At 68.1% G+C, this 25,558-nt stretch carries 24 protein-coding genes; 19 read left to right on the forward strand and 5 right to left on the reverse strand.

What is annotated here, in order from left to right; translation table 11 throughout:
- Positions 1-186 precede the first annotated feature (186 nt).
- The 4 genes from E2E34_RS05625 to E2E34_RS05640 form a co-directional block, all read right to left on the reverse strand.
- Entirely contained in the window at positions 187-471 is a 285-nt protein-coding gene (locus tag E2E34_RS05625) for a helix-turn-helix domain-containing protein (protein ID WP_138900797.1), read from the reverse strand.
- A 92-nt stretch (positions 472-563) separates the two neighbouring features.
- Positions 564-1,112 (reverse strand): GNAT family N-acetyltransferase, encoded by a 549-nt coding sequence (locus E2E34_RS05630; RefSeq protein WP_208765157.1) that lies wholly within the window; start codon positions 1,110-1,112, stop codon positions 564-566.
- Between the two features lie 10 nt (positions 1,113-1,122).
- Positions 1,123-2,436 carry an NsdA family TPR-like regulatory protein gene (locus E2E34_RS05635; protein WP_208765158.1) on the reverse strand — a complete coding sequence of 438 codons (1,314 nt, stop codon included), beginning with the start codon at positions 2,434-2,436 and terminating at the stop codon, positions 1,123-1,125.
- A 263-nt stretch (positions 2,437-2,699) separates the two neighbouring features.
- Positions 2,700-3,449: a GntR family transcriptional regulator gene (locus E2E34_RS05640; protein WP_138900798.1), complete on the reverse strand. Its 750-nt coding sequence runs from the start codon at positions 3,447-3,449 to the stop codon at positions 2,700-2,702.
- Positions 3,450-3,739: 290 nt separating this feature from the next.
- On the opposite strand from E2E34_RS05640, the gene E2E34_RS36245 reads away from it, so the two are divergent.
- The 19 genes from E2E34_RS36245 (at position 3,740) to E2E34_RS05730 (ending at position 24,745) form a co-directional block, all read left to right on the forward strand.
- The gene (locus E2E34_RS36245; RefSeq protein ID WP_244315526.1) at positions 3,740-4,429 is read left to right on the forward strand and encodes a hypothetical protein; all 690 of its coding nucleotides are present in this window, start codon (positions 3,740-3,742) and stop codon (positions 4,427-4,429) included.
- Between the two features lie 115 nt (positions 4,430-4,544).
- Positions 4,545-5,081 carry a transcription factor WhiB gene (locus tag E2E34_RS05650; RefSeq protein ID WP_244315527.1) on the forward strand — a complete coding sequence of 179 codons (537 nt, stop codon included), beginning with the start codon at positions 4,545-4,547 and terminating at the stop codon, positions 5,079-5,081.
- Entirely contained in the window at positions 5,078-5,275 is a 198-nt protein-coding gene (locus E2E34_RS05655) for a hypothetical protein (RefSeq protein ID WP_138900799.1), read from the forward strand. The genes E2E34_RS05650 and E2E34_RS05655 overlap by 4 nt, the downstream gene beginning before the upstream one ends.
- Entirely contained in the window at positions 5,265-5,402 is a 138-nt protein-coding gene (locus E2E34_RS35295; RefSeq protein ID WP_167518220.1) for a hypothetical protein, read from the forward strand. Before E2E34_RS05655 ends, E2E34_RS35295 begins: the two co-directional genes overlap by 11 nt.
- Before the next feature lie 326 nt (positions 5,403-5,728).
- Positions 5,729-5,905, forward strand: a complete 177-nt coding sequence (locus E2E34_RS35300; RefSeq protein ID WP_167518221.1) for a hypothetical protein — start codon at positions 5,729-5,731, stop codon at positions 5,903-5,905.
- A 54-nt stretch (positions 5,906-5,959) separates the two neighbouring features.
- Entirely contained in the window at positions 5,960-6,706 is a 747-nt protein-coding gene (locus E2E34_RS05665; protein ID WP_138900800.1) for a hypothetical protein, read from the forward strand.
- Between the two features lie 21 nt (positions 6,707-6,727).
- On the forward strand, positions 6,728-7,834 hold the full coding sequence (locus E2E34_RS05670; RefSeq protein ID WP_138900801.1) for a hypothetical protein: 1,107 nt from the start codon (positions 6,728-6,730) through the stop codon (positions 7,832-7,834).
- Between the two features lie 236 nt (positions 7,835-8,070).
- Entirely contained in the window at positions 8,071-9,693 is a 1,623-nt protein-coding gene (locus E2E34_RS05675; RefSeq protein WP_167518222.1) for an FtsK/SpoIIIE domain-containing protein, read from the forward strand.
- A gap of 167 nt (positions 9,694-9,860) precedes the next feature.
- On the forward strand, positions 9,861-10,859 hold the full coding sequence (locus tag E2E34_RS05680; RefSeq protein WP_425573439.1) for a bifunctional lytic transglycosylase/C40 family peptidase: 999 nt from the start codon (positions 9,861-9,863) through the stop codon (positions 10,857-10,859).
- A 3-nt stretch (positions 10,860-10,862) separates the two neighbouring features.
- Positions 10,863-11,138, forward strand: coding sequence for a hypothetical protein (locus E2E34_RS05685; RefSeq protein WP_138900803.1), 276 nt, complete (start codon positions 10,863-10,865; stop codon positions 11,136-11,138).
- Between the two features lie 2 nt (positions 11,139-11,140).
- Positions 11,141-12,448 (forward strand): hypothetical protein, encoded by a 1,308-nt coding sequence (locus tag E2E34_RS05690; RefSeq protein WP_138900804.1) that lies wholly within the window; start codon positions 11,141-11,143, stop codon positions 12,446-12,448.
- A 118-nt stretch (positions 12,449-12,566) separates the two neighbouring features.
- Positions 12,567-13,640 carry a hypothetical protein gene (locus tag E2E34_RS05695; RefSeq protein ID WP_138900805.1) on the forward strand — a complete coding sequence of 358 codons (1,074 nt, stop codon included), beginning with the start codon at positions 12,567-12,569 and terminating at the stop codon, positions 13,638-13,640.
- The gene (locus tag E2E34_RS05700) at positions 13,637-15,775 is read left to right on the forward strand and encodes a putative type IV secretion/conjugal transfer ATPase (protein ID WP_138900806.1); all 2,139 of its coding nucleotides are present in this window, start codon (positions 13,637-13,639) and stop codon (positions 15,773-15,775) included. The genes E2E34_RS05695 and E2E34_RS05700 overlap by 4 nt, the downstream gene beginning before the upstream one ends.
- 439 nt (positions 15,776-16,214) lie before the next feature.
- The gene (locus E2E34_RS05705) at positions 16,215-16,397 is read left to right on the forward strand and encodes an FxLD family lanthipeptide (RefSeq protein ID WP_138900807.1); all 183 of its coding nucleotides are present in this window, start codon (positions 16,215-16,217) and stop codon (positions 16,395-16,397) included.
- Between the two features lie 223 nt (positions 16,398-16,620).
- Positions 16,621-19,587 carry a lantibiotic dehydratase gene (locus E2E34_RS05710; protein WP_138900825.1) on the forward strand — a complete coding sequence of 989 codons (2,967 nt, stop codon included), beginning with the start codon at positions 16,621-16,623 and terminating at the stop codon, positions 19,585-19,587.
- On the forward strand, positions 19,584-20,858 hold the full coding sequence (locus E2E34_RS05715; RefSeq protein ID WP_138900808.1) for a lanthionine synthetase C family protein: 1,275 nt from the start codon (positions 19,584-19,586) through the stop codon (positions 20,856-20,858). The genes E2E34_RS05710 and E2E34_RS05715 overlap by 4 nt, the downstream gene beginning before the upstream one ends.
- Positions 20,859-20,884: 26 nt before the next feature.
- Positions 20,885-22,966 carry a methyltransferase, FxLD system gene (gene fxlM / locus E2E34_RS05720; RefSeq protein ID WP_138900809.1) on the forward strand — a complete coding sequence of 694 codons (2,082 nt, stop codon included), beginning with the start codon at positions 20,885-20,887 and terminating at the stop codon, positions 22,964-22,966.
- A 93-nt stretch (positions 22,967-23,059) separates the two neighbouring features.
- A complete protein-coding gene (locus tag E2E34_RS05725; protein ID WP_138900810.1) occupies positions 23,060-24,160 on the forward strand; it encodes a hypothetical protein in 1,101 nt (366 codons plus the stop codon).
- A 354-nt stretch (positions 24,161-24,514) separates the two neighbouring features.
- A complete protein-coding gene (locus tag E2E34_RS05730) occupies positions 24,515-24,745 on the forward strand; it encodes a hypothetical protein (protein WP_138900811.1) in 231 nt (76 codons plus the stop codon).
- A gap of 39 nt (positions 24,746-24,784) precedes the next feature.
- Here E2E34_RS05730 and E2E34_RS05735 read toward each other — a convergent pair whose 3' ends face one another.
- Positions 24,785-25,438 carry a hypothetical protein gene (locus E2E34_RS05735; protein ID WP_244315529.1) on the reverse strand — a complete coding sequence of 218 codons (654 nt, stop codon included), beginning with the start codon at positions 25,436-25,438 and terminating at the stop codon, positions 24,785-24,787.
- Positions 25,439-25,558 lie beyond the last annotated feature (120 nt).

Below are 25,558 nucleotides of genomic sequence, written 5' to 3' on the forward strand. Positions count from 1 at the left end.
TCCTTATCCTTGGGGTAGGTGACCACGCGAACCCTCTGGGTTCACGGGTATCACCCGGCAGACGAGGTCACCTCGCTGCTCACGACTCAGGAGTGTGGAAGCTCTGGGTGAGTCGTTGCTAGAAAGCGGTCCCCGTTGTCAGAGGCGGGGGCCGCTTCGCGTTTAGCGAGATGCAGAGCGGTCTGACTACGACATGTCCGCTCCTTCCTCAGGCTGGTTCCCAGCGGCTGCGGGATACCTGGCCGCGAGGCCTTGGAGCAGCAGCGCGTAGTCCTGTCGGTGCGGCGGGCGCGGCTCGGCCTTGCCGCTCTCCCAGCGGGCAACCTGCACCCTATGGACTCCAATCGCTGCCGCCACCTCGGACTGAGTTAGGCCCCCCGCTCGGCGCAACCGCCCCCATGACTCCCGGGCAGGCAAACTGGCGGCACGGCTGAGCAGCGACTGCACAGCATCAGAAGCAACTTGCGCCATGTGGACATCCCCTGGCTACTCGAACGCTACACAGAGGCTACCGGATCACGCTTTCCTATACCTGCTGCTTGACTCTGTCATTTGACTGCGTTTCAGGGGGCCTGCCACTCGTGAGCGAGCACTGAGTACAGGACGCTGTCGCGCCATGTGCCGTTGGTGAAAACGTGATCGCGCAGGATGCCCTCCTTGGTGAAGCCGAGCTTCTCCACCATGGCGATAGAGGCGGTGTTCTCTGGCCCGATGGCTGCGCTGACTCGATGTAGCCCAAGCTCTTGGAAGGCGTAGGCGGTGAGTGTCCGGGCCGCGTCGGTGGCGTAGCCGTGGCCCCATACCTTTGCCGCGGTGGCGTAGCCCAGTTTGCCAGCCTTCACGCCGGCGAGGCCGATTCGTGCGAAGCCAATGACTCGCTCCTCGGCTCCACGCGCCGTCACCGCTAGGTAGAACTCGGCGCGCGGCTCCTGCTGGGCGCGCTCGACCGTTCCCCTGATCATTGCGGTGGCCTCGGCGTGACTACGGCTGTCGAACGACAGCCACTGAGTGACTTGATCGTCGCCGATGATTTCGAGTACGTCATCCACGTCGGCGGGGGTGAACTCGCGCAGCACGACCTTGTCGCCGACGATTCGGATGGGATACGGCACTGGTGAACTCCTAGCAGGGCAGGGACTTGAGCGGGGTGCGGGTGAAGATTTCGATCTGCTCCTGTAGATCGGCACCGTCTTCGGCCAGCTGCGAGTCGCGCAGAGCGCTGTGCACTCGCTGCGCGGCGTGGACGATTCCGTTGATCCGCTGCTCGGGAGCGAGCGCAAGGACTGGTGCCACTGATTCAGCGGCGCCCTCGAGCTCGCCGGCTTGGATGCGGGCGATGGCCAACGCGCTGCGGGAGCCGGCCTGGTCTCCAAATGCCCACTCGGGCGAGGAGCTGTCCTCATACGCGTTGACGGCTCGCGTCGCGTACTCACCCGCAGCCGATGCCTGCGACGGTAGCCATGACAGGGCCTCGGCTGCGTAGTAGATCTGGCGGGTCTGGCCAAAAGTGCAGAGGCCGCCTAGTTCATCGACTTCGTCGACCAGCACGGTGTCCCAGGCGTTCTCGGCCCGCTCGATCGCGGCCCGGGCCTCGTTGGCGTTACCGAGTGCTGCCCATGCCCGGGCCTCGCTCATCGGCAGCCACACGCTGGCCGTGCTGTTCGTGGCGTACGCCGCTCCGGCCTGGGCATAGCGGACGGACTCTCGTGTTCGGCCGGCCCAGTACGAAACCAGGGACTGGATGCCGCGGATCCACGCGCGCAGTCCGTTGTGGTCGGCGTTGTCGGCGCAGACGAACGCCGTCCGGGCCTGGGTGAGCGCGGCGTGCGGGTCTGCCAGGTCGTGCGATGCCTTCGCGAGCAGTCCGCCGGTAACCCCGGCCAGGAAGCAGAGCTGCCTTGCTTGGTTCGGCCGGCGTTGCTGCTCCAGCAGCGTGAAGATGGTGTCTTGCGTCGTGATGAGGTCAGGGAGCAGCTCAGACAGCGGCCGTTGGGGGTATTCCGTTGCCAGCCGCTGGACATCCGCGTGCACCTGATCCATCAAGTCGGCGGTCAAGTCGGTCTGCCCTGCCGCGAGGGCGAAACTCTTGGCTCGGCGTGCTGCCATCTGGATCAGCTCCTTGTCCGCAGTGGGCTGTCCTGTCGCCCGGATCAGCCCGGTAGGTCCGTCCACCACTGGTGCGAGTCCGTCCCAAGGGGCTAAGAGCTCGTTCAGGGGCTTACCGAACATCGATTGCAGGACCCGGCGCATGACCGGGGTGGTGTTGGTCCGCTCGCCGCTGGCCAACCGCCGGAGGTGGCGAGTGCTGAGTGTGACGTCCTCGTTCAGCTGCTCAGCAAGACGCCCGAAGTCACGGACGATCTCCTCAAGCGTGCGGTCCTGCTGGTGCAGCAGAAACTCCAACGTGGTGCGCGGATCTCCCTGGCGGCTGGCCACCGATCCTCCCCGAGTCACGATTCCGTGCTCTGCATGCCTCAGTCTCACGCTGTGGCAGCGGCAAAGCAGCATGGCATTGGCTCTGGTCCTACAGCGGTCCGCTTCATGTCCGGCAGTGGTCCGCTGCAGGACCTCGTGCGGTCATGCTCGCTCATCGGACGGTTGTGATCAGCGAGTTCTGGAAGCCGACCGACTTGGAGACCCGGGCCGATGCTGGAAAACCTGTGCAGCGCGATCGTCGTCGCGGGCTGCCGTGGAACTCTTCACTGCAAGGGAAGATCGTCGTATGTGAGTTGGACCCGGTCGGCAGGGGCAGTCGAGCGAAGCACTTCGAGCACTCGACCGTCGGCGTCCTTGGTGAGTCGCTGGACAGCTACAACAGGGACTTTGCCGCTTATCTTGAGTTGGGTGGCCTCGCTGGGGGTCGGCATGCGTGAGTCCACGTGTTCGCTCGCCGTCGAAGGAACGCGTCCAGCGGAAGTCAGCGCGGCGAACACACCACCGACGACTTTGGCTTCGCCAGAGATGCCTGCCTCGTCGGCCAGGTCGGCGGGGTACCAGACGTCTTGGACCTGGACCACGTCGTCGGAGCCGATCATGGCGTACCTGCGGCGGTGGAGCACCTCAGAGCTGGCCGGTACGGCCAGAAGCTCAACGATGTCAGGAGGGCCTTCGCCCCTCGACACATGTACGACCTTCATCTGCCCGTCAAGCCCTTGCTCGGCGCAGGACGTCTCCCAAGGTCCCTTGGTGCAGTTAGGGCTTAGGGCACGGGAGTATCGGCTCAGCTGGATGCGTACCCGCGTTCGGTTGCGCACGATCGTTCCACCCTTCCCCATGGTGACCACCAGGCCTTCGTCGGCTAGCACACCGATGGCGTCGCGCACGGTCTGGCGCGAGAGTCCGTACTCGTCGATCAGGTCGACGATCCGCGGCAGAGTCTGCCCCGAGGCAAACTCCCCATCGTTGATGCGCTGCCGTAGCTCCTCAGCGAGCTCTCGGTATCCGCGCACGTCAACTCCCCTCGCGACCTGACATCGGATAAAGGCTATCTCCTATTGACAATCTTTGGGGCTAGCCCCATCCTAAATAAGGGCTAGCCCTTATCGCTTGCTTGCTCCCTCAACTTCATACGTCTGGCTGTCCGTGCTTACACGCCGGCCGGGGTGACAGGTACGACGCGGTCCCTCGGAGGCGCAGCCAGGTGCGCTACCCGCAGCTGTTGCGCTGCCCGCCGGCCAGGAACTCGCTGTTCATCACGGGGTCTTGACCGAAGGAGAACGCAATCGCAAGGGAGAACCTGATGCGCCACAACAGCCGCGCCGCCATCAAGGCAAGCACCATGCGCCCCGAGCACCTCAACCTCCGCGACACCGAGCCGCATATGGCGGTTTGCCCGGACTGCAGCACGTGGCACCGCCTCAAGAGGGCGATGATCACGCCGCATCGCGACAACGTCGGCGTGCCGGACAAGAAGGATGAACCGCGCCGTTACCGCGACGACGCAGTCTCGTCCAAGCCGTCGGGCGGCCGTCGCTGTCCTGGCAGCGCGCAGCGCATCGAGCTGGACATCACTGCCGAGCAGTGGGCTGAGCGGCTGTTGAAAGCGGAGAGCACCGTCGCTGCCCGGCGCACCGCCCGGCCGATCCGCAAGCCGCAGCCGGTCATTCCGGCGACCGTCTCGCGCTTAGCCACTGTGCCCAAGCAGGCCAGCCGCCTTCTCGTTCTACTGCAGTCGGCGCGTGTCGCTGTTGATGAGCACCGTGCGGACTGCGCCGCCGAGTGCAGTCGACGCGGCCGGTGCGAGACGGCCCGCGAGCTGGAGTCCTGCTACGCCGAGATCAGGGCCACCTACACCCTGACTCTGGAGCAGCAGGACCGCCAGGAGCAGAACAACGGGCTGTCCGAGGCCCGACAGCGGGCTGCCCAGTGGCGCGAGGTTGCGCCCAGGGTCCGCCGCGTGGACCGCGAGCGCGCGTCCCTGGGCCGGTAGGACCACTCCACAAGAGACCAACAGCCGATCACGAACAACGAACCCCCGGGGGGCCATCCCCGGGGGTTCGTCCATGCAGGCCGATCATCTGAAGGGATCCCGACCTATGCACAGGATGACATCCACCCAGGCCCGGCACATGCGCCGGGCTGTACTCCAATCCGTAATCGACGCAGGCGCAGTGTGCGCGCAGCCAGGCTCCCTCGACTCCGGCGAGTGGTTCCGTGAAGACGGCGAGGGCATCGGCGTCTGGCGCACCCGCAGCCGCGCCCTGCTCCGAGTCTGCGCCGTTTGCCCGGCGATGGAGGCGTGCCGTGAGCTGGCGCTGCGAGACGGCGACGGTGATTCCACGAGCGACGATATGGTGCGCGGCGGTCTGACCGGCCAGCAGCTGGCCAAGGCGCGCGGCAAGCAGGCGGAGCGCCTGGCGGCTGCGGTCGCAGCTGACCGGGACCCCGAGTGGCGGCGGCTGGTGGACCTCACGGTGCAGCTGCGGCGTGAGGCCGTCAAGACGCCGGACAAGGCGGGCGGCCAGCGCCGCCAGGGGGCCGCACAGGAGGTGCAGAACAGGCGGGTGCGTGAGCTCGCCTCGCAGGTTCGGCAGCTTCGTACCGCCCGCCGTGCCCGCACCGGTTGGGGTGAGGCGGCGTGACAAACATCCTCGCCTCCCCCACCGCTGGTGCTCGTCGTCCCGAGCCGGACGACGCGCACCGCAAGCTCGGCAACCTGCTGCTGCGCATGGTCCGCGAGCACGACGCCCGCATCCCTGCTGGACGGTGCGCACCGCGCACCCTCTGGCAGATGCGCGCCCGCCTCCAGGAGCAAGGGCGCTGCGGTGAGCAGTGACCAGGAGCGCCAGGAGGCCGCAGCCCGGATGGAGAGTGCCCGCCAGCAGGCAGCCGCTGATCTGGCTGCCGCGCAGCAGGCGCAGGAGCGGCTCGCTAGGGCCGTCGCCGAGATCCCCGCCCGGTAAGCGATCGGAGGACTCAGATGCGTACGAATCTTTATCGTCTGCTGGCGGCCCTCGGGGTGTGGGCGTGCCCGAACTGCGGTTGCCTCAACCCCGACGGGCACGTCTCTTGCGGCTTCTGCTGAGGGGGCACTGCCACCTGCCGCACCCGATATGCGCGGCCCGTACTGCACTGCAGCACGCGGTGCGGGCCGTCGCCGCTCGCGGACTGGCCCATCCCGTCACCTGCGCTCTGCTCGCTGCTGCCGCGTTGGCGGCGGCGCTGGCGTGGGAGGCCGGCCACCGCGTCACCGACACTCACCCGCCGCTGGGCGGCGATCGGACCACTCGTGCCTGACGACCTGTACGTCCGCTACATGGGCGCTGCGCGGGCCCACACCACGCACCGCGCCGACTGTGCCACCTGCCGGGCCGCTGCGGACTGCGCCACCGAGAAGCGGCTGATGGAGTCCTTGACCCGGCTCCAGGACGCATACCTCAACCGTTTGAAGCGGCCCGGCCGCTGACCTCGAAGGGCCCGCGCAGCCGGGCCCTCCCTGCGCTTCGTCCTTGGAGGACGCATGCCTCGCACCGTTGCACTGACGCACAACCTCGACGACTCCGGCCTCGCCGCCGGCGTGCAGTTGGCCGACCCGGCCTCCTACCACCACCCGCTCTTCCAGCGCAGCGAGCCCGGGCGCTGTGAGGGCTCGGTCGTCTTCTACTTCGCGGCCTTCACCGGCCGCGAGTCCGAGCCGCAGACGCCGATCTCCGCGTACGACGACAAGGTGCTGACCTGGGAGCAGATCAGCGACCTTGGCAAGCAGTACGAGGCCGCGCGGATCCTGTGGTCGAAGGCGCGGCTGCGCCTGCGTGCCGCGCCGCTCCTGCGCCAGGCCGCCCCGCTGTGGGAGGCGTGGACGACCGCGAAGGCCGAGATGGAGCGGGTCTACCGGGCGTTTGGGGAGACCGGGGACGGCCGGTGGCGTGCGCAGATTTTGCGCCTGACCGAGGCCGAGCAGGCGGCGGAGGCCGCGGCCGGCGCGTGGGATGAGATCGCCCGGCAGCTCGCGCAGCTGGCCGCCGACCAGATCGGCGCCGCCGGGTACGACGACGAACTGCCCCTGGCCGAGGTTGCCCAGGGCCTCGGCCTGGACGCCGCCGGCTGGCATATCGAGCACGTCGACGCCTACACCGACCGGTACTGGAGCCAGCCCACCCCGCTGCGCGCGCTCCTTGCCCAGCAGGTCGACGCCCAGCGGCAGCGCCTGGTGGAGGCCGCCCGCCTTGCCGGCGATCCCGAAGCCGCGCACGACCGCCGGGCCTGAGACGAGATGGAGGAACAACGCATGGACGAGACCGTGGACAAGAAGTGGCACGACCGGAAGCCGTCCCCGCGCGGGGTGGTGCTAGCAGTCCTGGGGGTGGTCACGCTGGGCGTGGCCATCCTGTCGGTGGCCGTGAGCTACGACATCCTCGAGCCGAAGTTCGGCGCGTGGGCGGTTCCGACGGTGGGCGCCTTGGACGCGCTGTGGGTGGTGTTCCAGGCCACGGAGATGCTGGCGGGCAACAACCGGGCCCGCGCCCGCCGCGTCCAGTACGCCGGCCTGGTGCTCACGGCCGTCAACGCGGCCATCCCCACGGCCGACCTGATCATGTCGAGGGCCGGCGGGTTCGACCTGGCCGTCGTCCTGACCCCGATCGCCATCGTCGCGACCAAGACCGCCTGGTGGCTCGCCCTCCCGTCGCTGGGGCGGAAGGTGTCGGCAGACACGCAGCAGCACATCGACGCCAAGCGCCAGCTGGTGTCCGACAAGCTGGAGGAGATGGAGGCCGAGGCCGCCCACCGTGTGGAACTGCTGCAGCTGGCCACCGAGCTGGAGAAGCGGGTGGCGAAGGCCGAGACCGCTTACCGCAAGTCGGTGCTCAAGACGCAGCAGATCATGACCGAGAAGTTGCACGGGCAGGCCGAGGCCACCGCGAAAACGGTCACGGAGAAGGTCCTGCCGCCCTCGGTGGCGGCGATCAGCCTGCCAGCACTGGGCGAGTGGGCGCCCACTGCCCCGGCACTGCCCGGCACGGCGGACCGTGCCCTGCCCGGCACGGCCGCCATCGGCCGTCACACCCCCGGCACGCAGGTCAACGCCGGTGCGCAGGGCAATCCGTCACGCCAGGCGGCACGCACCGGCACGCTGGAGGAGATCGCGGCCGTCACGGGCGTGCCGGTCCCGGTACCCGGCGAACCGCTGACCAACGCTCAGCTTGCCGTCGCCCTGCGCCACCTGCGCTACTCCGACGACCCGCCCCTGTCCTACCGCCAGGCTCGCGACAGCTTCCGCCGCGCCGGCTTCGTCGGCAGCGAGGAGCGGGTGCGCCAGGAGTGGAGCGCGCTCAGGAAGAACGAGGGAACCGGCGAGGAAGCCGACGAGAGCGAGGAAGAGGACGCGGGCGCCTGAGCCACGTCCGGCACCACCAGTGAGGGCCAGTCCGCACCCCGTGCGGACTGGCCCTTGCTGCGACTGCCGGAACCAGCACCACGCAGTCGACCGGTGCAGACCCGGTGAGTGACCCGGTGAGCGAACGCCTGCGTTCGCAGACCCGGGGAGCAGACCCGGCGTAGCACCACAAAACCCATATGAATGCGAACGTGCGTTCGATTATGTTCGCCGGTTCAAGATCGGAAGGAGGGGGTGTGGGCAAGCAGAAACAGCAGCAGGAACAGGACGCCTACGCACAAGTCGCAGGCACCATCGGCGGACTCGCCATCGTGTTCGGCGGCCTCGCCGCCATCAAGGACAAGCTCGGCCTGCCTTGGCCCGTCACGGTGCTGCTCACCGCCGGAGCACTGGTCACCCTCGGCTACGGAGCCTTCAAAGTCCGCACGGGCTTCAGGCGGCTCCTGGCGGGCGACGTACAGCCAGTCATGGCCTTGCGGCAGGAAGCGCCCACCGCGCCTGTGGACGACGAACAGGCAGACGCTCAGGCCGTCCCAGCGCATCCGGAGCTCACCGCGGCGCTCAGCACGGCCGGCGCCATCGGCCGGGACCAGGTGATCCGGGCCGACGAGGCCACCGTCACCGACGTCCACACGGGCACGCTCTACGACTTCCTCATGCCCGAGGGGCGTACCTACGAGGACGTCGAGAAGCGGCTCGGCACCGTGGCGGGCATGTTCGGCGTCACCCGTCTGCACACGAAGATGGAGCGCAGCCGCGACAACGAACGCCGCGTGAAGCTCCTGAAACTTCATGAACCCCCGTTCACCCACCCGTTCGCCGCCCCAACCCGGCAGGAGATCGCGACGTTCGCCGGCATTCCGCTCGGCCACGACGTCACCGGCCAGCTCGCCGGAGTGCCCACGTTCGACAAGGCGTCGATGCTGGTCGCCGGCATGACGCAGATGGGCAAAACCACGCTGGTCAACGGGCTCATCACCTGCCTGCTGATCGCATACGGAGAATTCGAACTCTATCTACTCGACGGCAAGTTCTGCGGGCTGACCAAGTTCGAAAAGGTCGCCACTCGCTATGAGTCGTCCGACGACCCGGCCGTCTTCGAGGGCATAGTCGATGAGCTGAACGACCGGTCGGACAAGCGATACGGACAGCTCAAGGACGCCATCCGCAATCGGCAGCCCGCACCGGAATTCAAACCGGTCATCTTCGTCGTCGACGAGGCTGCCGATTTCTTCGCCCACGATGAATCGAAGGAAGGAAAGGAGCGGGCGCGACGGATTGGAGAGAAGACCCGCTCGCTGGTCGCGAAGTCCCTGGAATCCGGAATCTCCACGGTCCTGATGACGCAGCGCCCTTCCACGAACGCAATTCCGGTCATGGTCCGGGACCAGTTCCTCTACCGGCTCTGCCTTTACGTGGCTTCGTCCGGCACCGCCAAGGTTGCTCTCGGAGACACGTACTTCGAAACGGTTGCACCGATCAACCCGGCACTCCTGGACCCGGATATCAAGGGCCAGGCCGTCCTCTTCGCCAAGGGACGCTCCACATTGATCCGAGGGTTCAACTTCGAGGATCACTGCATCTGGGGAGTCGTTGACGAAGTGCGAGCCAGGCAGCAAAAGGTGCTCAATGAAGCTCCGGTGCCCCTCAGGCAGGCTATCGACCTGATGCGGGATAACGGGGTCGAATTCATGCCCACACCCGAACTGGCTACGGCTCTAGGGATCACAGAAACCGATCCGGCGGAGCGCGGAAAGCAGCTGAAGCAGCTTCTCAGTGTTCCCGCGTACAGAGCCGCGAAGGGTGTGCGCGGCTACCGGCTGGACGACCTCACCGCCGCCGCTATGTCCGGTTCGTGACCGTCACCCGGCACCGCACCCGCACCGCACCTGGACCGCACCCGCACCGTCACCCGGCCTGCCGGGTGACGGTGCGGGTGCGGTGGACGGAGCTCCGGGTGCGGTCACGGGTGACGGTCCTGACCAGCAAGAACAGCCAGAACCCCCGAAAGGAGGGAGGAGACTCTTTGCGTGCCTCAGCAGCCGTCACCATCGGCGTGGGAGCGACCGCGGCCGTCGTCGTGGCCGCGCTCATACAGACCGCCGGCGACGACCCCATAGGGACAGCGCTCAGCATGTCCGTCCCCGCCGACTACAAACAGCTGATCGAGGAAGCGGGCAACACCTGCCCCGAGATCACACCGAACATACTCGCCGCGCTGCTCACGCAGGAATCCGGATTCAATCCGAAAGCGCGGTCGCCGGTCGGCGCACAGGGCATTGCGCAGTTCATGCCGTCCACGTGGGAAACCCACGGAATCGACGGCAACAAAGACGGCAAGCGCGACGCATGGGACCCCGAGGACGCGATCCCCTCATCGGCCAAGTACCTGTGCACCATCGCCAAGGACGTCAAGGACGTCCCCGGCAACAAACAGCACAACATGCTCGCCGCCTACAACGCAGGAAGCGGCGCCGTCCAAAAGTACGGAGGAATCCCCCCGTACAAGGAAACACAGAACTATGTGCGGTCCATTACCGCACTCGCCAACACGCATTCCGGCGGCGGCGGTAAACCCGCCACCACCCAACAGGCCGCTACCGCCGTGAACGCGGCGAAAGCAATGATCGGCACCCCGTACTCGTGGGGCGGAGGAACCGCAAGCGGCCCGAGTACGGGTACCTGCTGCTCACCCCGAGGCCGCTCGGGTGCGTCGATATCCGGTTTCGACTGCTCCGGGCTCACGCTCTACGCCTATGCGAAGGCCGGTATCAACCTGCCCCGCACGGCAGCCCAGCAATACGCCGCATCAAAGCCCGTCAAACCCGGGGAAGTGCGTGCCGGAGATCTCGTCTTCTACGGCACCAGCGCCACGAGCATTCACCACGTCGGCATTTACATCGGCGGCGGCTGGATGATCGACGCCCCCCGGCCCGGCACCAAAGTCCGCTATTCACCCCTGGACACGATGACCGACCTGTTCGCGGTCGGCCGGCCCGTACCGCCCAACAACAAGGAGATCTGACCCATGCGCAAGTTCATCACCCTCGCCAAGCCGCAGGACCTGTCCAGCGGCTTCAAGGACTTCTTCGACACGATCGGCCTGACCGGCGGCGGTCTGGTCACCAAGGGCATCGCCGCCGTGATCGCCGTGATCGCGGTCCGCATGCTGCTCCAGCTGTCCAACGACCCCAAGGGCGCCCTGCGCAAGGGGTCGATGGCCATCGGCACCCTGTTCGTCGCCGTCGTGCTCGCCCTCTACGGCGGCACGCTGTTCTCGACCGTCACCGAAGCCAAGGGCTAAGCATGCCGGACAAGGACGAAGATCCGTGTGACCTCCTGGAAGGCACACCAGCCCACGACTACTGCAGCGGCGACGGGTCCTCGAAGGAACCGCCCGGCGCCAGCACACGCGACGGAATCACCGACGGGGCCTCCGACCACGTCAAAGACCTCGCCGACTACCTGATCAGGACTCTCAAAGGGCTAGTGGCACCGGAGAAGGGATGGGCACCGGAGAAGCCGGACAACTGGGTGTACGAGCAGTTCCTGTCGCTCGGTCAGCACCTGGCCGTCGCGATCTTCGTGTGCGTGGTCGTCGTCTGCGCCCTGACCGCCTGGCAGGGCGCACCCCGCCTCAAGCAGATGGGCGCCTCGACCGGGTGGACGCTCGCGGCCGTCGCCGGCATGGCGGCGGTCCCGGGGGCCGTGATGATGCTGAACAAGGCCGTCAGCAGAGCGTTCAGCGTCGCGTTCGACAGCGACGAGAGCACCTTGTTCACCTCCATCAGCAAGGACCTGGAGGAAGGGGCTGATTCGGGCAACCCGCTGGCGATCCTCATCATCATCGCCGCCCTGGTCGTCGCCCTGGCCTTCGCAGCGCTGGTGTTCATGACGCGCCAGCTCGGCATCCTCGTGTTCGTGTGCATGGCACCTCTGGTGCTGGCCTCGCTCGCACGCGGAGGCGACACGTCCGCGGTCAAAGCGTGGGCGCAGCGGCTGCTGGGGTTAATGTTCGCCCCGTTCACGCTGCTGCTGGTCAGCCCGTTCGTGAAGGGCTTCGGGGGCTCACTGGTCATGGACGCTGTCCTGCTGGTCGCCGCCGATGCCCTGATGCTGCGGATGATCTTCCACGGGGTGCCCTACTTCGGGCCCAAGGTGGCCGGCGCCGCCCGGACGTTGGTGGAGCGCAACACGACCAACCCGTTGGCGCGGGCGGTCGTACGGGCTGGTGCGCCGACCGTCTACGAGCAGGAGAACACCCCGCGCGGACACCGCACGGTGGACACCCCGGGGCGTGCCATGTCCCAAGACCGGGGCGTGCTGTTCGCCGCCTACGGCATCGAGCGACAGGCACGGCCCGGACGGCTGACTACTGCGTCGGCGGTCGCGAAGACCGGCCGGGACGCAGCCCGCACAGCGCAGATCAGCCAGGCGCGCCGTGAGGCGCGGACCGTCGTACAGCCGCAGGCACCGAACCCCCGGGTCTCCGGAGCGCCGGCACCGACACCGCAACCGGCACCCAACGGGCCGAGAGCGGCACCGAACCCTCGGACCCCGGAGGCCTCGGGACCGCATCCGCGGCCGGCACCCAACCGGTCGTCCAACCCGTAGGAGAGCCGACGATTACTGGCCCCGGTGCGCTGTCCCGCTCTGCGCGGCAACAGCGCACCGGGGCCAGGCCGTCTGCCAGCCCAGCCGCATAGGCGGCGTGTATCTCGAGGAGGAACTTGTGTATTCCCTGACGCCTGGCTACCGCGTTCCCGCGCTGCAGCGCGGACTCAGCCCCGTGGAGGCGATGCTGACTAAGGTCAACGCCGGGGTCGGGGGCGCCGTACTCATGTCGGCAATGATCACCCCACCGCCCGTCTGGACCTTTGGTGCGGTGGGTGCGGCCGCGGCGCTGCTGAACGCGGCACCCGGGCCCCGCTCGATCGCACGATGGGCGGCCGTCGGCTACCGGCACCTGCGGGAGCGCGCCGTCCCGGATGCCATGGTCCGGCAGCCGGGTGCAACAACGACCTGGGCGCTGTACCCGGACCACGGCACCATGCAGGACCCGCACCGCCGGCCCGCATTCCATGACGCGTTCTCGCGCGCCCTGACGTTCGCCGGCAACCAGGCCCGCACCGCGGGCATCCAGGTGCATGTCACCCACCACGCCTCTGTCAGCGACCACACCGCCCACACACAGACGATCTCCGTCCACGTTCCCAAGGGGCTGGTCGGCCAGCCAACCCGCGTACTCGACACCCTGGCAGGCGAGTTCGCCACTCTCGGTGTACTGACACCGCTCGATCCGGAGCCGATTCCCGTTGTGGCCGAACGCGGCCCCGGCTGGGTCGGCCTGGACGACGGCCGGTACGCGGCGACCGCACGGATCACCGCATGGCCCGAGGAGACCGGCGGAGACCTCATGCCGAAGCTGCTGCTCGGCCAGCACACGGACCGGTCCATTGGCGTCCTGTACCGACCACTGACGGCAGCCCAGTCCCGCCGGTCGACCAAGTGGCAGGAGGCCGCGGGCGAGGCCTTCACCACCGACAAGATCAAACAGGAAGCACAGGCCCACACCAGCCACACCCGGCGCGGCGCGCTCGTCCAGGGCGCGACGCTCGTGGACCTCGACGCCTATCTGACGGTGTGGGGCGACAGCCCAGGAGCCGTCACGGACGCCCGCTGGCAGACCGTACTCACGGCTGACCGGCACCGCATCAACCTGGACTGGCTCACCGGCCAGCAGCACCGCGCTCACGTGATGACCACCCCCCGCGGAGCCTCCACCCGGAAAGGGACGATCCTGTGATCCGCCTGCCCTCCACCCACGCCGCCATCACGGCCCCGCTCGTCGCCTCCAGCACCCGCTTCCCGGGCATCCCGATCGGCCGGTCCCTGCTGGACGGGCGCCCGTTCCACCTCTCCCCCGCCCTGACCGACGACCGCGTCCTGCCCTCTACGAACTGCCTTGCCCTCGGCGGACTCGGTTCGGGCAAATCCACGACGTCGAAGACGCGGGGCCATCGCGAGATCCGCGACCACGGTCACCAGTACGTCGTCATCGACTCCTTCGGAGAGGACAACTCCGGGGAATGGGCACCCCTGACCCGCTCCCTGCGAGGCAGGGTCATCAAGGCCGGGGACTTCACCCTGAACCCCTGCTCCGGCCTGTTCCCTACCGAGGTCCGCGAACAGCTCATCCGCTCGCTGATCGCCGCCGTCGAACCCACCGCCCTCACCCACCAGGCCACCCACGCACTCCAGCACGCCCTGAACCACCCCAAGGCGACGTCGCTGAACGGCCTGGTGGACGCCCTGGTCCAGCCTCAGGCGGGCAGGTGGCCGACCGCCAAACTGACCGAGTGGGGCGAGGGCGCAGCCATCGCGCTCTCCCGCTACACCGAAGGCAGCCTGCGCGGCCTGTTCGACGGCCAGGACGCCAGCCTCCCGGAGACAGACCTGCCGATCCTGTCCTTCGACTTCTCCCACCTGGACCGCAACTCCCCCGCGATCCCGTCGCTGATGGCCGCCATCTCCTGCTGGGCCGAACACGTCTGGCTGCCCCAGTCAACCGCCCCCCACCGACACCTCGTCCTCGAGGAGGCGTGGCAGATCCTGCTGTCGCCGGCCACCAGCGAACTGATCCAGCGACTCCTGAAGAACTCCCGTAAGGCCGGGTTATCGGTGGAAGCGGTCATGCACACGCTGTCCGACCTCGGCGCCGGCAAAGCCCAGGACCTGGCCCGCCTGATCGAGATCGCGCACGTCGGACGCCTCGGCCCGGAAGAGGCCGGCATCGTCGGCGCCCTGCTCGGCCTGCCCGCATGGGCCGTCGACAAGATCCCGACCCTGGAGCCGGGGCAGGCCGTGTGGAAGGTCGGCCCCGACTACGTCGACATCGTCCAGACCATCCTCACCGGGGAGGAGGCCGCACTGACTGACACATCATCGCGGCGCCGCCAGGCACAACAGGCCCACCCGGTCGAACACGAAACCGATACGACTGCGACCGAGCCTGACGAGAGCATCGACGACGACCAGAGCCAGGACGTGGCGGCGCCGGTCGAACAGGACCCCAGCGAGGGTGGTGACGCTGACTGGGACTGGGACATGCCCGTCAACGTCATCGACACCCGCCACCACGATGCCGTTCTGGCCGCCAGGGAGGGACGGTGCAGCGAGGCCGCCCAACTCGCCGCCCTCGGGGAACGCGAGGACATCACCACCCACGGCATCAACTCCGACGAGGCCCTCTCGTGGCTCGCGACCCGGGCCCGGGTCGCGGAACTGTGCGGAAGCCCTGACCAAGCGGTGCGGCTGCGCGCTACCGTCACCCGCATGGGCAAGGACGTCGAGTGGTTCGATCGGAGCGGCGACAGCACGTCACCGGAGTGGTATCGCGGGCCCCAGCCCGAGCCGCCCACACCAACCGCAGACGACACTGCCCCGCCCACCCGTCGGCGCACGTGGCCCTACATCGCCGCAATCGCGGCCCTGGCCATCGCGGCGTCAGTCGTGTGGCAGAACGCCTCGGACGAGAAATCCCGCGAGGAACGCCAAGAGAAAGCCGCTGCGTACAAGGGCCGGTCGGGAGCCGCGCTTGACATCGACGGCGTCAATGCGGACTTGGTGGCCCGCTGGACCAAGGACAGGACCCGCGTGATTCTCGTGCTTAGTTCGTACTTCGATCAGGACGCCAGGTATCTGAGGATCGACGCATCAGACAAGAGCGCCAGCACTACCCGGGAGAACGATTACTTCCCCGAGGACCCTGAGATCGCGATGCCGGTGAAGGACCCTCTCGCTGACGTGACGGTCCGGGTGGCGATCGGTGGAAAGAGCTGGAAGGAGGGCTCCCGGGCTCCTTCCCGGACAGTCCGCCTGTCCCCCACCGGTACTGCCTTCGACGCTGAGACCGGGAAGCAACTGCCCTCCGATCTATGAGTCTCCTCCAGGACTGATATCTGCAGCTTCGCCTCAGCGTGATGCGCAACCCTCCCCCACGGGAGAGGGCCCGCCAGGCGGGCCCCATCTCCTGTGCCCGGTTGTCCCGACCCGTCCCCGACGCCAGCAGCGGCCTCCGGTGACGGACCAGGCGACCGGCCGGCACCACCGACGCCTCGTCCCTGGCTGCAGGGAGCAGCCCATGGAACGCCGCGCTAGTCCGACATCGACCGCACCAGCCCCTGAACTCGATGAGTCGGCTGGCTGCAGCTGACGACCCAGACTTCCCGGCCCAAACCGTACGTCGCTGCTGCGTGCTGTGCGGCCCCCGGCCGGGGATGGCCAGGACCGTCCAAGCGAAGTAGCCACCTGGCTACGCTCCGCGCGATGGCCCCTGGTAGCCCCACCGGCAAGACCCCAACAAGTGAGGAGAGTTGACATGTTAGACAAGACCGACCCCAGCGCCACGCAGGTGCGCGCTCAGACCCCGCAGTCGGCGACGTCGGACGGCTTCGAGCTGGACGTTGCTCTGCTGGAGGTAGCGGACCCGGCCAGCCTGACCAATCTGACCGATGACGGCTGTGGTTCCACCTGCGGCGCCTGCACCACCAACGTCGCCTGATCGAGGGCTACGCCCATTCGGGCCGGTGTCGCCGTGCGAGGTCCGCGCGGCGGCACCGGCCGCTCCCCAACCCTGCATTTCCGCGGAGGTATAGGTGACTTATCCGGCCCGAGCATTCCGATCCGGCAGTACCGCACTGGTGCGCGCCGCGGTGCACCAACTGCCGCCCGTCCCTGCATGGCCCGACCTGACCCAGCCCTCGGCTGAAGGTGTCGTGCAGCAGATCGCATGGCTGGGTGCAGTGTGGGCGGACGCCACTGTCAATGAAAGTCTGAGCCACGCCAGCCCCTCGCTCGCGGCGCAGGTGCAGGCCCTCTTCGACGCTGAGACTCCCCGTCCCCGAGACGTGCGGCGTGCCATGCTGTCCGTAGCTCGCTACCTGCTGCGGGCCCAATCCCGCGCCACCCCTTTCGGCCACTTCGCCGGCGTAACCACTGCGAGACTTAGCGAGCAAGCCCGATCCGAGTGGGGAGCCAGAGACCACACCAAGGTCAGCGTCTCGGCAGAGTGGCTGACGGCGATCGTCACGCAGTTGGAGAGCCACTCCGAGCTGCTTGAGCGTCTTCCGGTCGTCGCCAACAGCACGTTGGCGACCCGAGGGGACCGGCTGATCGTCCCCTACCAGGCGGATGCGGAAGGTAGGCGGACTCGGGCCGTGGAGGCTTCCCTGCTGCTGACCGATCCGGTCCGTGCCGTCCTTGCAGTGACGCGGGCCCCGGTTCCGGCCGGCTCCGTCGGGGCCAAGCTCCGGGCGGAGTTTCCCGCAGCAGGCCCGGAGAAGGTGACGAAGTTGATCAGGAACCTGGTGGGCCTGCGTGCCCTGATCACGAGTCTTCACGTGCCGAGCACGGAGACCGATCCCCTGGGCCAACTGCTGTCGCGGCTCGACGCTGTCGACGCGCAAAACGTGACGGCGGTTGCCCGGCTGGTGCGCGAACTGCACGCCATCCATCGCGCTCTCGCTGATTGCAGCACGCCCGCCGTTGAGCAGGGCCGCATCCGCCGGGCATCCGTCGCAGCGCGCCTGCGGGATGTGGTGCCGGGCCTGCGTCGCCACCCGCTGGCGATAGATGTCCGGCTGGACGCCGCGCTCGCCCTTCCGCCGGCAGTCGCCCGCGAGATCGAGGGCGCCGCCCTGGTCCTGACGCGGGTCAGCACCGCTCCGTACGGAACCGCGGCGTGGAAGGCGTATCACCAACGGTTCTACGAGCGGTTCGGCATCGGGTCGATGGTGCCCGTGCAGGACGTGGTCGCCGACAGCGGGATCGGCTACCCCGACAGCTACCCGGGGACCGCAAGCCGGGAGCGCCGTCCGCGGTTGTCCAGTCGCGACGAGGCGCTCTTACGGCTGGCGCAGCGCACCGTGCTCGAGGGCCGCGACGAAGTGGTCTTGGACGAGAATGTGGTGGCGTCCCTGGAGCTGGGACCCGAGCGCGTCCGTGTACCGCCGCACCTGGAGGTAGGGGTGCGCGTTCACGCGCAGAGCGTGGAGCACCTTCAGCGCGGGGACTTCCAGCTAGAGGTCGTGAGCGTGTCCCGTGGGGCTGGTGTCAGCACCGGGCGCTTCCTGTCGGTGCTGGATCCGCCCGAGCGGGCATCCTTCGTCTCGGAATTGGCCGAGCTTCCGGGTGCCGACTCGAATACTGTCGCCGCCCAGTTGTCGTTCCCTCCGCTGCTGCCGGAGAGCGCCCACATCGCTCGCTCCCCGCGGGTACTGCCCACGGTGATCAGCCTCGAGGAGCACCGTGAGCCCAGCGACGACGTGCTGACCGTCGAAGATTTGGCGGTTGGCTGCGACGGCCGCCGGATGTATCTGGCGGTGCCAGCGCGCGGCTACCGGATCGACCCGGTGGGGATGCACGCGCTGAACCTGCGCACCCACACCCCGCCGCTCGTGCGCTTCCTGACCGAGCTGGTCCGGGCGCAGTGCGCGCAGGTCACCACGTTCGACTGGGGCGCGGCCGCGACGATGCCGTTCCTGCCACGACTGCGTTACGGGCGCACCGTACTGTCCCCAGCCCGCTGGAGGCTGGAGGCCGAAGAACTACCTGGTCCCGCCCAGCCGTGGCAGGAGTGGGACGACGCGTTCAACGCCTGGCGCTTCGGGCGGCGGCTGCCGCGGGAGGTGCACCTGGCAGAGGGCGATCGGCTCCTGGCATGCGACCTCGCCCATGTCGGTCATCGGGTACTGCTGCGTGAGCACGTGAACCGGTCAGGCCTGGCCCTCCTCACCGAGGCGTCGAGTGAGTTCGGCTGGTGCGCGGGCCGGGCCCATGAGGTCGTCGTTCCGCTGAAGGCCGTCGCTCCGTCACCGTGGCCGCGCCTGCCCGCGCCGACCACGGCCCGGGTCATCGGCCACGACCAGGTGCAGGCCCCCGGTACGTCGTCGGTGCTGCTCTCCAGCCTGTACGGGGACATTCGCCGGCAGGACACCATCCTCAGCGGGCATCTTCCCGATCTGCTCGGCCGGCTCGGGCAACCGGCATGGTGGTTCATCCGCTTTCGCGACCCGGGTCAGCACTTGCGCGTCCGTATCGCTTTACCCGGCCCGGAGGCGTTCGCAGAGATGGCTGCCACGGTGAGCACGTGGGGCGACGAGCTGCGCCGCGCTGGGCTGCTGGCGGAGTTGCGCTACCCCACCTCGTACCCCGAGATGGGCCGCTGGGGCTCTGAGTCGGCCTGGAGCGCAGCAGAGGAAGTATTCCGTGCTGACTCGCGGGCCGTACTCGCCCAGCTGTCCCGACCGCACCGCCCGCACCGCCGCGTGCTGGTGGCCGCGCACACGGTAGCCATCGCCACGGCGTTCCTCGGCAGCACCGAGGCGGGCATGCGGTGGCTGATCAACCACATCCCGCCGAACGCTCCCAGCCCGGTGCCCCGCCCGCTGTTCACTGCAGCCGTCCGGCTCTCCGATCCTCGCGACGACTGGACGGCGCTGCGCTCGGCCCCGGGCGGTGACGCCATCGTGCAGGCGTGGGCGGAGCGCGATCAGGCCCTCGCCACGTACCGCTGCCATTTCCCCGGCACGGACACCCAGGGAATCGCGATCGACGACGTCCTGACCTCGCTCCTGCACTGCCATTTCGTACGGGCTGTCGCCGTGGACTTCCCCGAGGAAGCCATCTGCCTCTACTTGGCGAGGGCCGCGGCCCTCGCCTGGACGGCCCGTTCCACCAGGAGGCCCATGTGACCGCGCACCCCGCCCGCACGCTCGTCGACTCAATCGCCGACGGCCTCGCGCACCCCGATACCGCGCCAATCGGGACCTGCGGCACGGATTGGCGCCGCCAGTCCCTCGCCCACGGGCTTCCCGGTATCGCCTTGCTGCATGTCGAACTCGCCGCCGCAGAGCTGACACCGTGGCAGCGCGCCCACGACTGGCTCACGGCCGCCACTCGGCTTCCCCTAACCAGCGGAAGGGACAGCCACCCTTACTACGGGGCACCCGCCCTGGCCCACGCCTTGGCCTGCGCTGCGGAGCGCCTGCCCGGAGCCTACGAACGCACCCTGGATGTACTGGACCGACAGTTGATCGCAGACACCCGCCGCCGTCTCGAGACAGCCCATCACCGAATCGAGGGCGGGCACCTGCCCGCCCTAGCGGAGTTCGACGCCATCCGGGGCCTCACCGGGTACGGCGCCTACCTCCTGCGCCGCGACCCGGCGAGCAACACCGTCCGCTCCGTCCTCGACTACCTCGTTCACCTGACCAAACCACTCAGCCACCACGGGGAGGAGCTGCCGGGATGGTGGACGGGCTCGGGACCTTCCGGCCGCCTCGACCACCGATTCCCCGACGGGCACGCCAACATGGGCGTCGCACACGGCATCGCTGGCGTTCTGGGCCTGCTGTCCCTCGCTGCCCAGAAGGGCACCGTCGTGGACGGCCAGCACGACGCCATCCGAATGATCTGCGCGTGGATGGACCAGTGGCAGACAGACACCGGCCAGGGCCCCGCGTGGCCATACTGGGTCACCCGCGCTGAACTGCGGACCGGCCATCCTCACCCATACGCAGCACAACGCCCGTCCTGGTGCTACGGCACCAGTGGCCTTGCGCGCATGCAGCAACTCGCCGCGCTCGCCCTGCGAGACTCCGGGCGCCAAGAAGCAGCGGAGAACGCGCTCATCAGCGCCCTGACCGATCGCGCCCAGCTCGCCGTAACGACCGACGTCGCCCTTTGCCACGGCTTCGCCGGTCTCGCCCACATCGCTGCTCGTGCGGCCGACGACGCCCTACCGTCAACCACCAGCCAGCTCCGCGCCCTGATCCCCGCCCTGCTGTCCGTCGTACACCCACCGGGCACCGACGCACAAGAAGCGACCACGCGACTCCTTCAGGCGCAAGACACAGGCCCGGGGCTCCTGGATGGAGCCGCCGGCATTGCCCTGGCCACGCTGGCGCCCAGCACTGCGGCCCCGCCCCACTCCGCCTGGGACGCCTGCCTGCTCACTGCCTGACCCGCCCACCACCTCGTGAGGACCGGATGCCCCCTGACCACTGGCACCAGCACAACATCGTGTTCACCGACCGCGAGAGCAGCAAGCACGCCATCACCGAGCGCCTCAGCCCCGCCGTACGTGCGGCCGAGGCAAACGGGCAGCTCACCGGCTGGTGGTTCATGAACAAGCAGCCCTGGCCGCTGCGGTACCGCGCCATCGAGCCGTCCCCATTCGTCGAGATACTGCTGATTGACCTCGTAAACGACGGCATCGCCTTGTCGTCGGTCCGCAGCGTCTACGAGCCCGAGACCACGGCGTTCGGCGGCGCCGAAGCCATGGAGGCCGCCCACGACCTGTTCCACGAGGACAGCCGCCACCTGCTCACCCACCAGCCCGGCACCCGGCAGCTTGGCCGGCCGGAGACCGCCGTCCTTCTCATGAGCACGCTGATGCGCGGGGCCAACCTGGACTGGTACGAGCAGGGCGACGTCTGGGCCAAGGTGGCCGAGCTGCGGCCTGCCGCCGAAGCCCATACCCCTGAGCGGACCGCTGCTTTGGTCCAGGCAATGCGGCAACTGATGACCGCCGACGCCCGAAGCCTGTGCCGCCCCCGCGGCCCACTGGACGGGCATGCCGAGTGGGTGAATGCCTTCGAACGGGCCGGCACGGCACTCGCCCGTCTCGCCGCTGACGGTCGGCTCACACGCGGTCTGCGAGCCGTCATCGCCCACCACGTGATCTTCCACGCCAACCGCGCAGGGATCCGCCTGGATGACCAGAGCGCCCTGTCCAACATCGCACGAGAGGCAGTCATGGGATCGAGTGACCACGTCGCGTTGCCCACCAATGAAACGAGCACGAACGCTAGCGTCAGAGCGGTGAACACCAAGACGATCACCGCCCTCGAGGCCGACGCCGAACGACTCCGCAACGCCTTGGTCGACCAAATCCGCGCGCAAGGGCACGCCCGCACGCCTGCCGTCGAAACAGCGCTGCGCACCGTGCCTCGCCACCTGTTCGTACCCGCCGCATCGCTCAAGGACGCCTACGCCGACGCACCGGTGAATACCAAGTACGGCACCGACGGAACGTCGATCTCCTGCGCCTCTCAACCGGGCATTGTCGCCCTCATGCTGGACCAGCTGGAAGCCAAGCCCGGCGAGCGCATCCTCGAACTCGGCGCGGGCACCGGCTACAACGCCGCTCTGCTCGCTCACCTCGTCGGCGAGAGCGGACATGTCACCACCATCGATGTCGACGACGACCTCGTGGACGGCGCGCGTGAGCACCTTGCTGCCGCCGGATGCACCAACGTCGAGGTACTGACCCGGGACGGGGCCCTCGGCCAGGCCGAGGGAGCGCCGTACGACCGCATCATCGCCACCGTCGGCGCGCACGGCGTCCCCCACGCCTGGCTTGACCAGCTCGCCCCCGGCGGCAGGCTCGTGGTTCCCCAGCGCCTCAAGGGCAGCGTGTCCCGGTCTATCGTCTATGAGCAGCAGCGCGACGGCCAGTGGGTATCCCTCGGTAGTGAGATGAACACCTTTATGCCGCTTCGCCGGGGCATCGCCGACGATGACCGTCACGTCGTCCCCCTCAGCTCGGACGGCACGGTACGGCTTCAGGCGCCCGCCGGCCAGCACATCGACGCCGATGCCCTGGCCGGCGTCCTGAGCGAGCCGCGCTGCGAGGAATGGACCGGCGTGATGGTGCGCGCGATGGAGTCGCCGGAGTGGATGGAGCTGTTCGTCACCTGCTCGATGCCCTCCGGCCTGATCCGGATGCTCTTCCCACAGGCAGCCAAGGGAGCACTGTTGACCGAGGACCCGTACCCCTCCTCGACGGCAGCGGTCGACAAGGGTGCGCTGACCTACCTCGCCCGCCGCCTGTCGGAGAAGACCACCGACGAGGGCGGAAAGCTGTGGGAGTTCGGTGTCATCGGCCATGGCCCCGCCAGCGATGAACTCGCCGCCCGCGTCGCTGACGTGATCCGCACGTGGGACCGCGACTACCGCGACCGCCAAGCCACGTTCCGACTCCAGCCCCCCAACGCTCCCGCCGAGACCGGCCCCGGACACTTCGCCCTCGACACCCCGCTGAACCGCATCGTCGTCGACTGGCAGTAGGACCGACGCGCAGGTGAGCAGGCGGTGCCCGTCAGCAGACGGCGGGCACCGCCCTTCCGCACTAACCCATCGATCTCGCCCCGGGGAGGCCCCATGGACCCGCGCGGTCTCATAGCCAAGCGACTCCCGCTCGTCGCTCGATTCCGTCCCGCCTGCCTTGCCCTACCCGCACGTGTACGTGCCCTCGTCGACCTGGCCGCGACAGCGGTGCGCGAGCAGGCACAGGGAAACGCTTCGGCTGTCTATAACCAGGCCGCTCTCATCGCCTCCGACCTCGGGGCGACCCGACTCGCCCAGAAGCTGTGCCATCAACACGCCGCCGCGTTCCTCCAAGCCAGCCCGCTGACCGGCGAAAGTGCGATTCGAGGACTGGAACCGGTCGTCAACCTCGCCCGCCTGCAGATCCGCGCCGGTCGCGTCGACGAGGGCCGTCAATGTCTCCAATCGCTGTATGAAGCTGTCGAGCAGGGCGTAGCCGCCCGCTTTGGGGACGTCGTCGTACCAGCCGACCTCACGGTGAGCGACGAGGACCGCCATGAGGTCCTCGCGTGGTTGTGGCGTGTTCTCCTTGCCGACGGCACTCGCACACTGACCACAGTGGGTCGCTGGACGGAAGCGTTAGCCCACATAGAGAAGCACCGCGGCCTGGGCCGCCGAATGCTCGACGGCCGCCAAGTCGCCGTACTCGCGGCCCTCACTTCCGGAGAAACGAAGCGAGCTGCGGAACTCCTGGTCAGCACCGCGCCAGGGGACCCGTGGGAGCAGGCTGTCACGGCCAGCCTGACCGTGCTGTGCCGGCGCGACGCCAAACAACCGGTCAAGGAACACCTGCACCGCCTGGTGGACACCTTTCTGAAGTCGCCAACCCAGCACGGGATGACCGTCTTTGAGATCCGGCTTGGACTCACGATCCTCGACACCATGTGCGTCACAGATCCCGACGCAGGCCGTATCGTCGCAGAACTGCACCGACGGACAGTGGCCGCCAACGACGGATACGCCGCCCGGGAGAACCTCACTCACCCACTCTTCGCAGCCCTTGCAACGCTGCAGCAGATGTCCGACTGCCGAAATTTGGTGAGCGCCTGCCGCCTAGGAGCTGGGACGTTCTCCGGTGCCCTACACGACGAACTTATGAACGCCGTGAACATGAGCGACCGCGTAATACGCAACAGCCTTCGCGCCATCGGCTGACCTATCGGAATGCACCTGTCGCGTCTCTCGCAGCACCAAGGCATCAGAGCGGGCCCATTTTCCCCATAGGAGAGATCTCAGCACGTGACCGTAGAGTCCACGTCCCTCGGCAGCGCGCTTAAGCACCCGCACCGTAGCTTGGCTGCGGCCGAGATCACCCGTCGAGGAGGAAGTCGCCCGGGTCGCCAACTTCTGCGGCGACCTCGGGACGAAAATGAAGCAGCGTATGGACGCCCTGGACAAGCTCTGTATGCCCGTGCAACGCGGGTGACGACCCGCCGTACTAGGTTTCCCGTGAGCCCGCCGGGGCCATGCCGCTGAAATTGGGGCGGCCACACCGCACGTCCCAGGAGCATGGTCATCGCCATCGAGCGCATCAACTTCCGCCACCTGCCCGTCCCGGTCCGCGCGGCCGTCGAGGCCCGTACCGGCCCCATTCTCACCGCCACGACCGCGGAAGCCGGCATCAACTCGGGCATCGCCGCCACGCTCACCACGAGCACCGGCCGCGTGTTCCTCAAGGGCGCCCCCCTAGACCATCCACAAATCCGAGCGCAGCAACGCGAGAGGGCTGTTGCTGCCTAAGGGCTGTCCCGTGTCTGCCAGGAGGGGTAAGCGTCGGCCTCAGACTCCCTCGTGGTCTGCTGCTGCGGCCCAGCGACGGATATGTGGGTCGGGATGGACTCGGGCGGATGCAAGTGTGCTTTCAAGTAGTTCGTGTAGAGATAGCGGGTATGCCGTGTGAGAGGTAGGCAGGCCCAGCAGGACACGGTGGCGCATCTGCAGGTCGGTGGCTTCGGCGAACACCCGCAGGGATGCCTCCAGCCAGGCGGCCTTGATGTCCTGTGACTCGTCCAGAGCGGGATCACGTACCCCGCCCACTCCGTACGCTGGAGATCGATCTGCGCGCAAGGGCACATGGGCGCTGTACCAGGCCCGCACGGCACCAGCTCGCTCGGCATCCGTGCCGGTCCGCAGATAGTCGACCAATGCCGCCATCACACGGCGGCGTCCGAATGCGTAGACCGCCGGCTCGACGAACCAGCGGCAGAAGCTGGGATCCGGGTCGTATACGGCTGCCGCCATCAGCGGGGCGAACCACTCCTCGGGCAGACTTGCACGTTCGAGCAGGGGCTTACGCACCGTATGGGCGAGGTGGCGGGCATTCCGGTCCTTCGGCCCCTTGCTGACGTCTCCGACGCCCAGCAGCCAGGCCACCTCTGTCACGCATGTCAGGAATGAACGCGGTTCTATGCCGCTCTGCTTGTCTTCGGCCACGGCAGCATTCTGGACCGGCCACGCCGGCAGGCACAGGCCCGGTGGCCGCTGGCGCTTGGGCGGAAGAGCACTCGCACGGCCTCCCTTGGGTGGAACGATCACGGTGTGGCTGGTGTGATC

It is taken from the genome of Streptomyces albidochromogenes (genome assembly GCF_005981925.1).
Taxonomy (GTDB): Bacteria; Actinomycetota; Actinomycetes; order Streptomycetales; family Streptomycetaceae; genus Streptomyces; species Streptomyces albidochromogenes.

Excerpts from the sequence above, each read along its gene's own strand:
- E2E34_RS36245 (WP_244315526.1), top strand. The coding sequence starts at position 3,740 with ATGCGCCACAACAGCCGCGCCGCCATCAAGGCAAGCACCATGCGCCCC.
- E2E34_RS05650 (WP_244315527.1), top strand. The coding sequence starts at position 4,545 with ATGACATCCACCCAGGCCCGGCACATGCGCCGGGCTGTACTCCAATCC.
- E2E34_RS05690 (WP_138900804.1), top strand. The coding sequence starts at position 11,141 with ATGCCGGACAAGGACGAAGATCCGTGTGACCTCCTGGAAGGCACACCA.
- E2E34_RS05725 (WP_138900810.1), top strand. The coding sequence starts at position 23,060 with ATGGACCCGCGCGGTCTCATAGCCAAGCGACTCCCGCTCGTCGCTCGA.
- E2E34_RS05705 (WP_138900807.1), top strand. The coding sequence starts at position 16,215 with ATGTTAGACAAGACCGACCCCAGCGCCACGCAGGTGCGCGCTCAGACC.
- fxlM (WP_138900809.1), top strand. The coding sequence starts at position 20,885 with ATGCCCCCTGACCACTGGCACCAGCACAACATCGTGTTCACCGACCGC.
- E2E34_RS05730 (WP_138900811.1), top strand. The coding sequence starts at position 24,515 with ATGGTCATCGCCATCGAGCGCATCAACTTCCGCCACCTGCCCGTCCCG.
- E2E34_RS05670 (WP_138900801.1), top strand. The coding sequence starts at position 6,728 with ATGGACGAGACCGTGGACAAGAAGTGGCACGACCGGAAGCCGTCCCCG.
- E2E34_RS05665 (WP_138900800.1), top strand. The coding sequence starts at position 5,960 with ATGCCTCGCACCGTTGCACTGACGCACAACCTCGACGACTCCGGCCTC.
- E2E34_RS05625 (WP_138900797.1), bottom strand. The coding sequence starts at position 471 with ATGGCGCAAGTTGCTTCTGATGCTGTGCAGTCGCTGCTCAGCCGTGCC.
- E2E34_RS05685 (WP_138900803.1), top strand. The coding sequence starts at position 10,863 with ATGCGCAAGTTCATCACCCTCGCCAAGCCGCAGGACCTGTCCAGCGGC.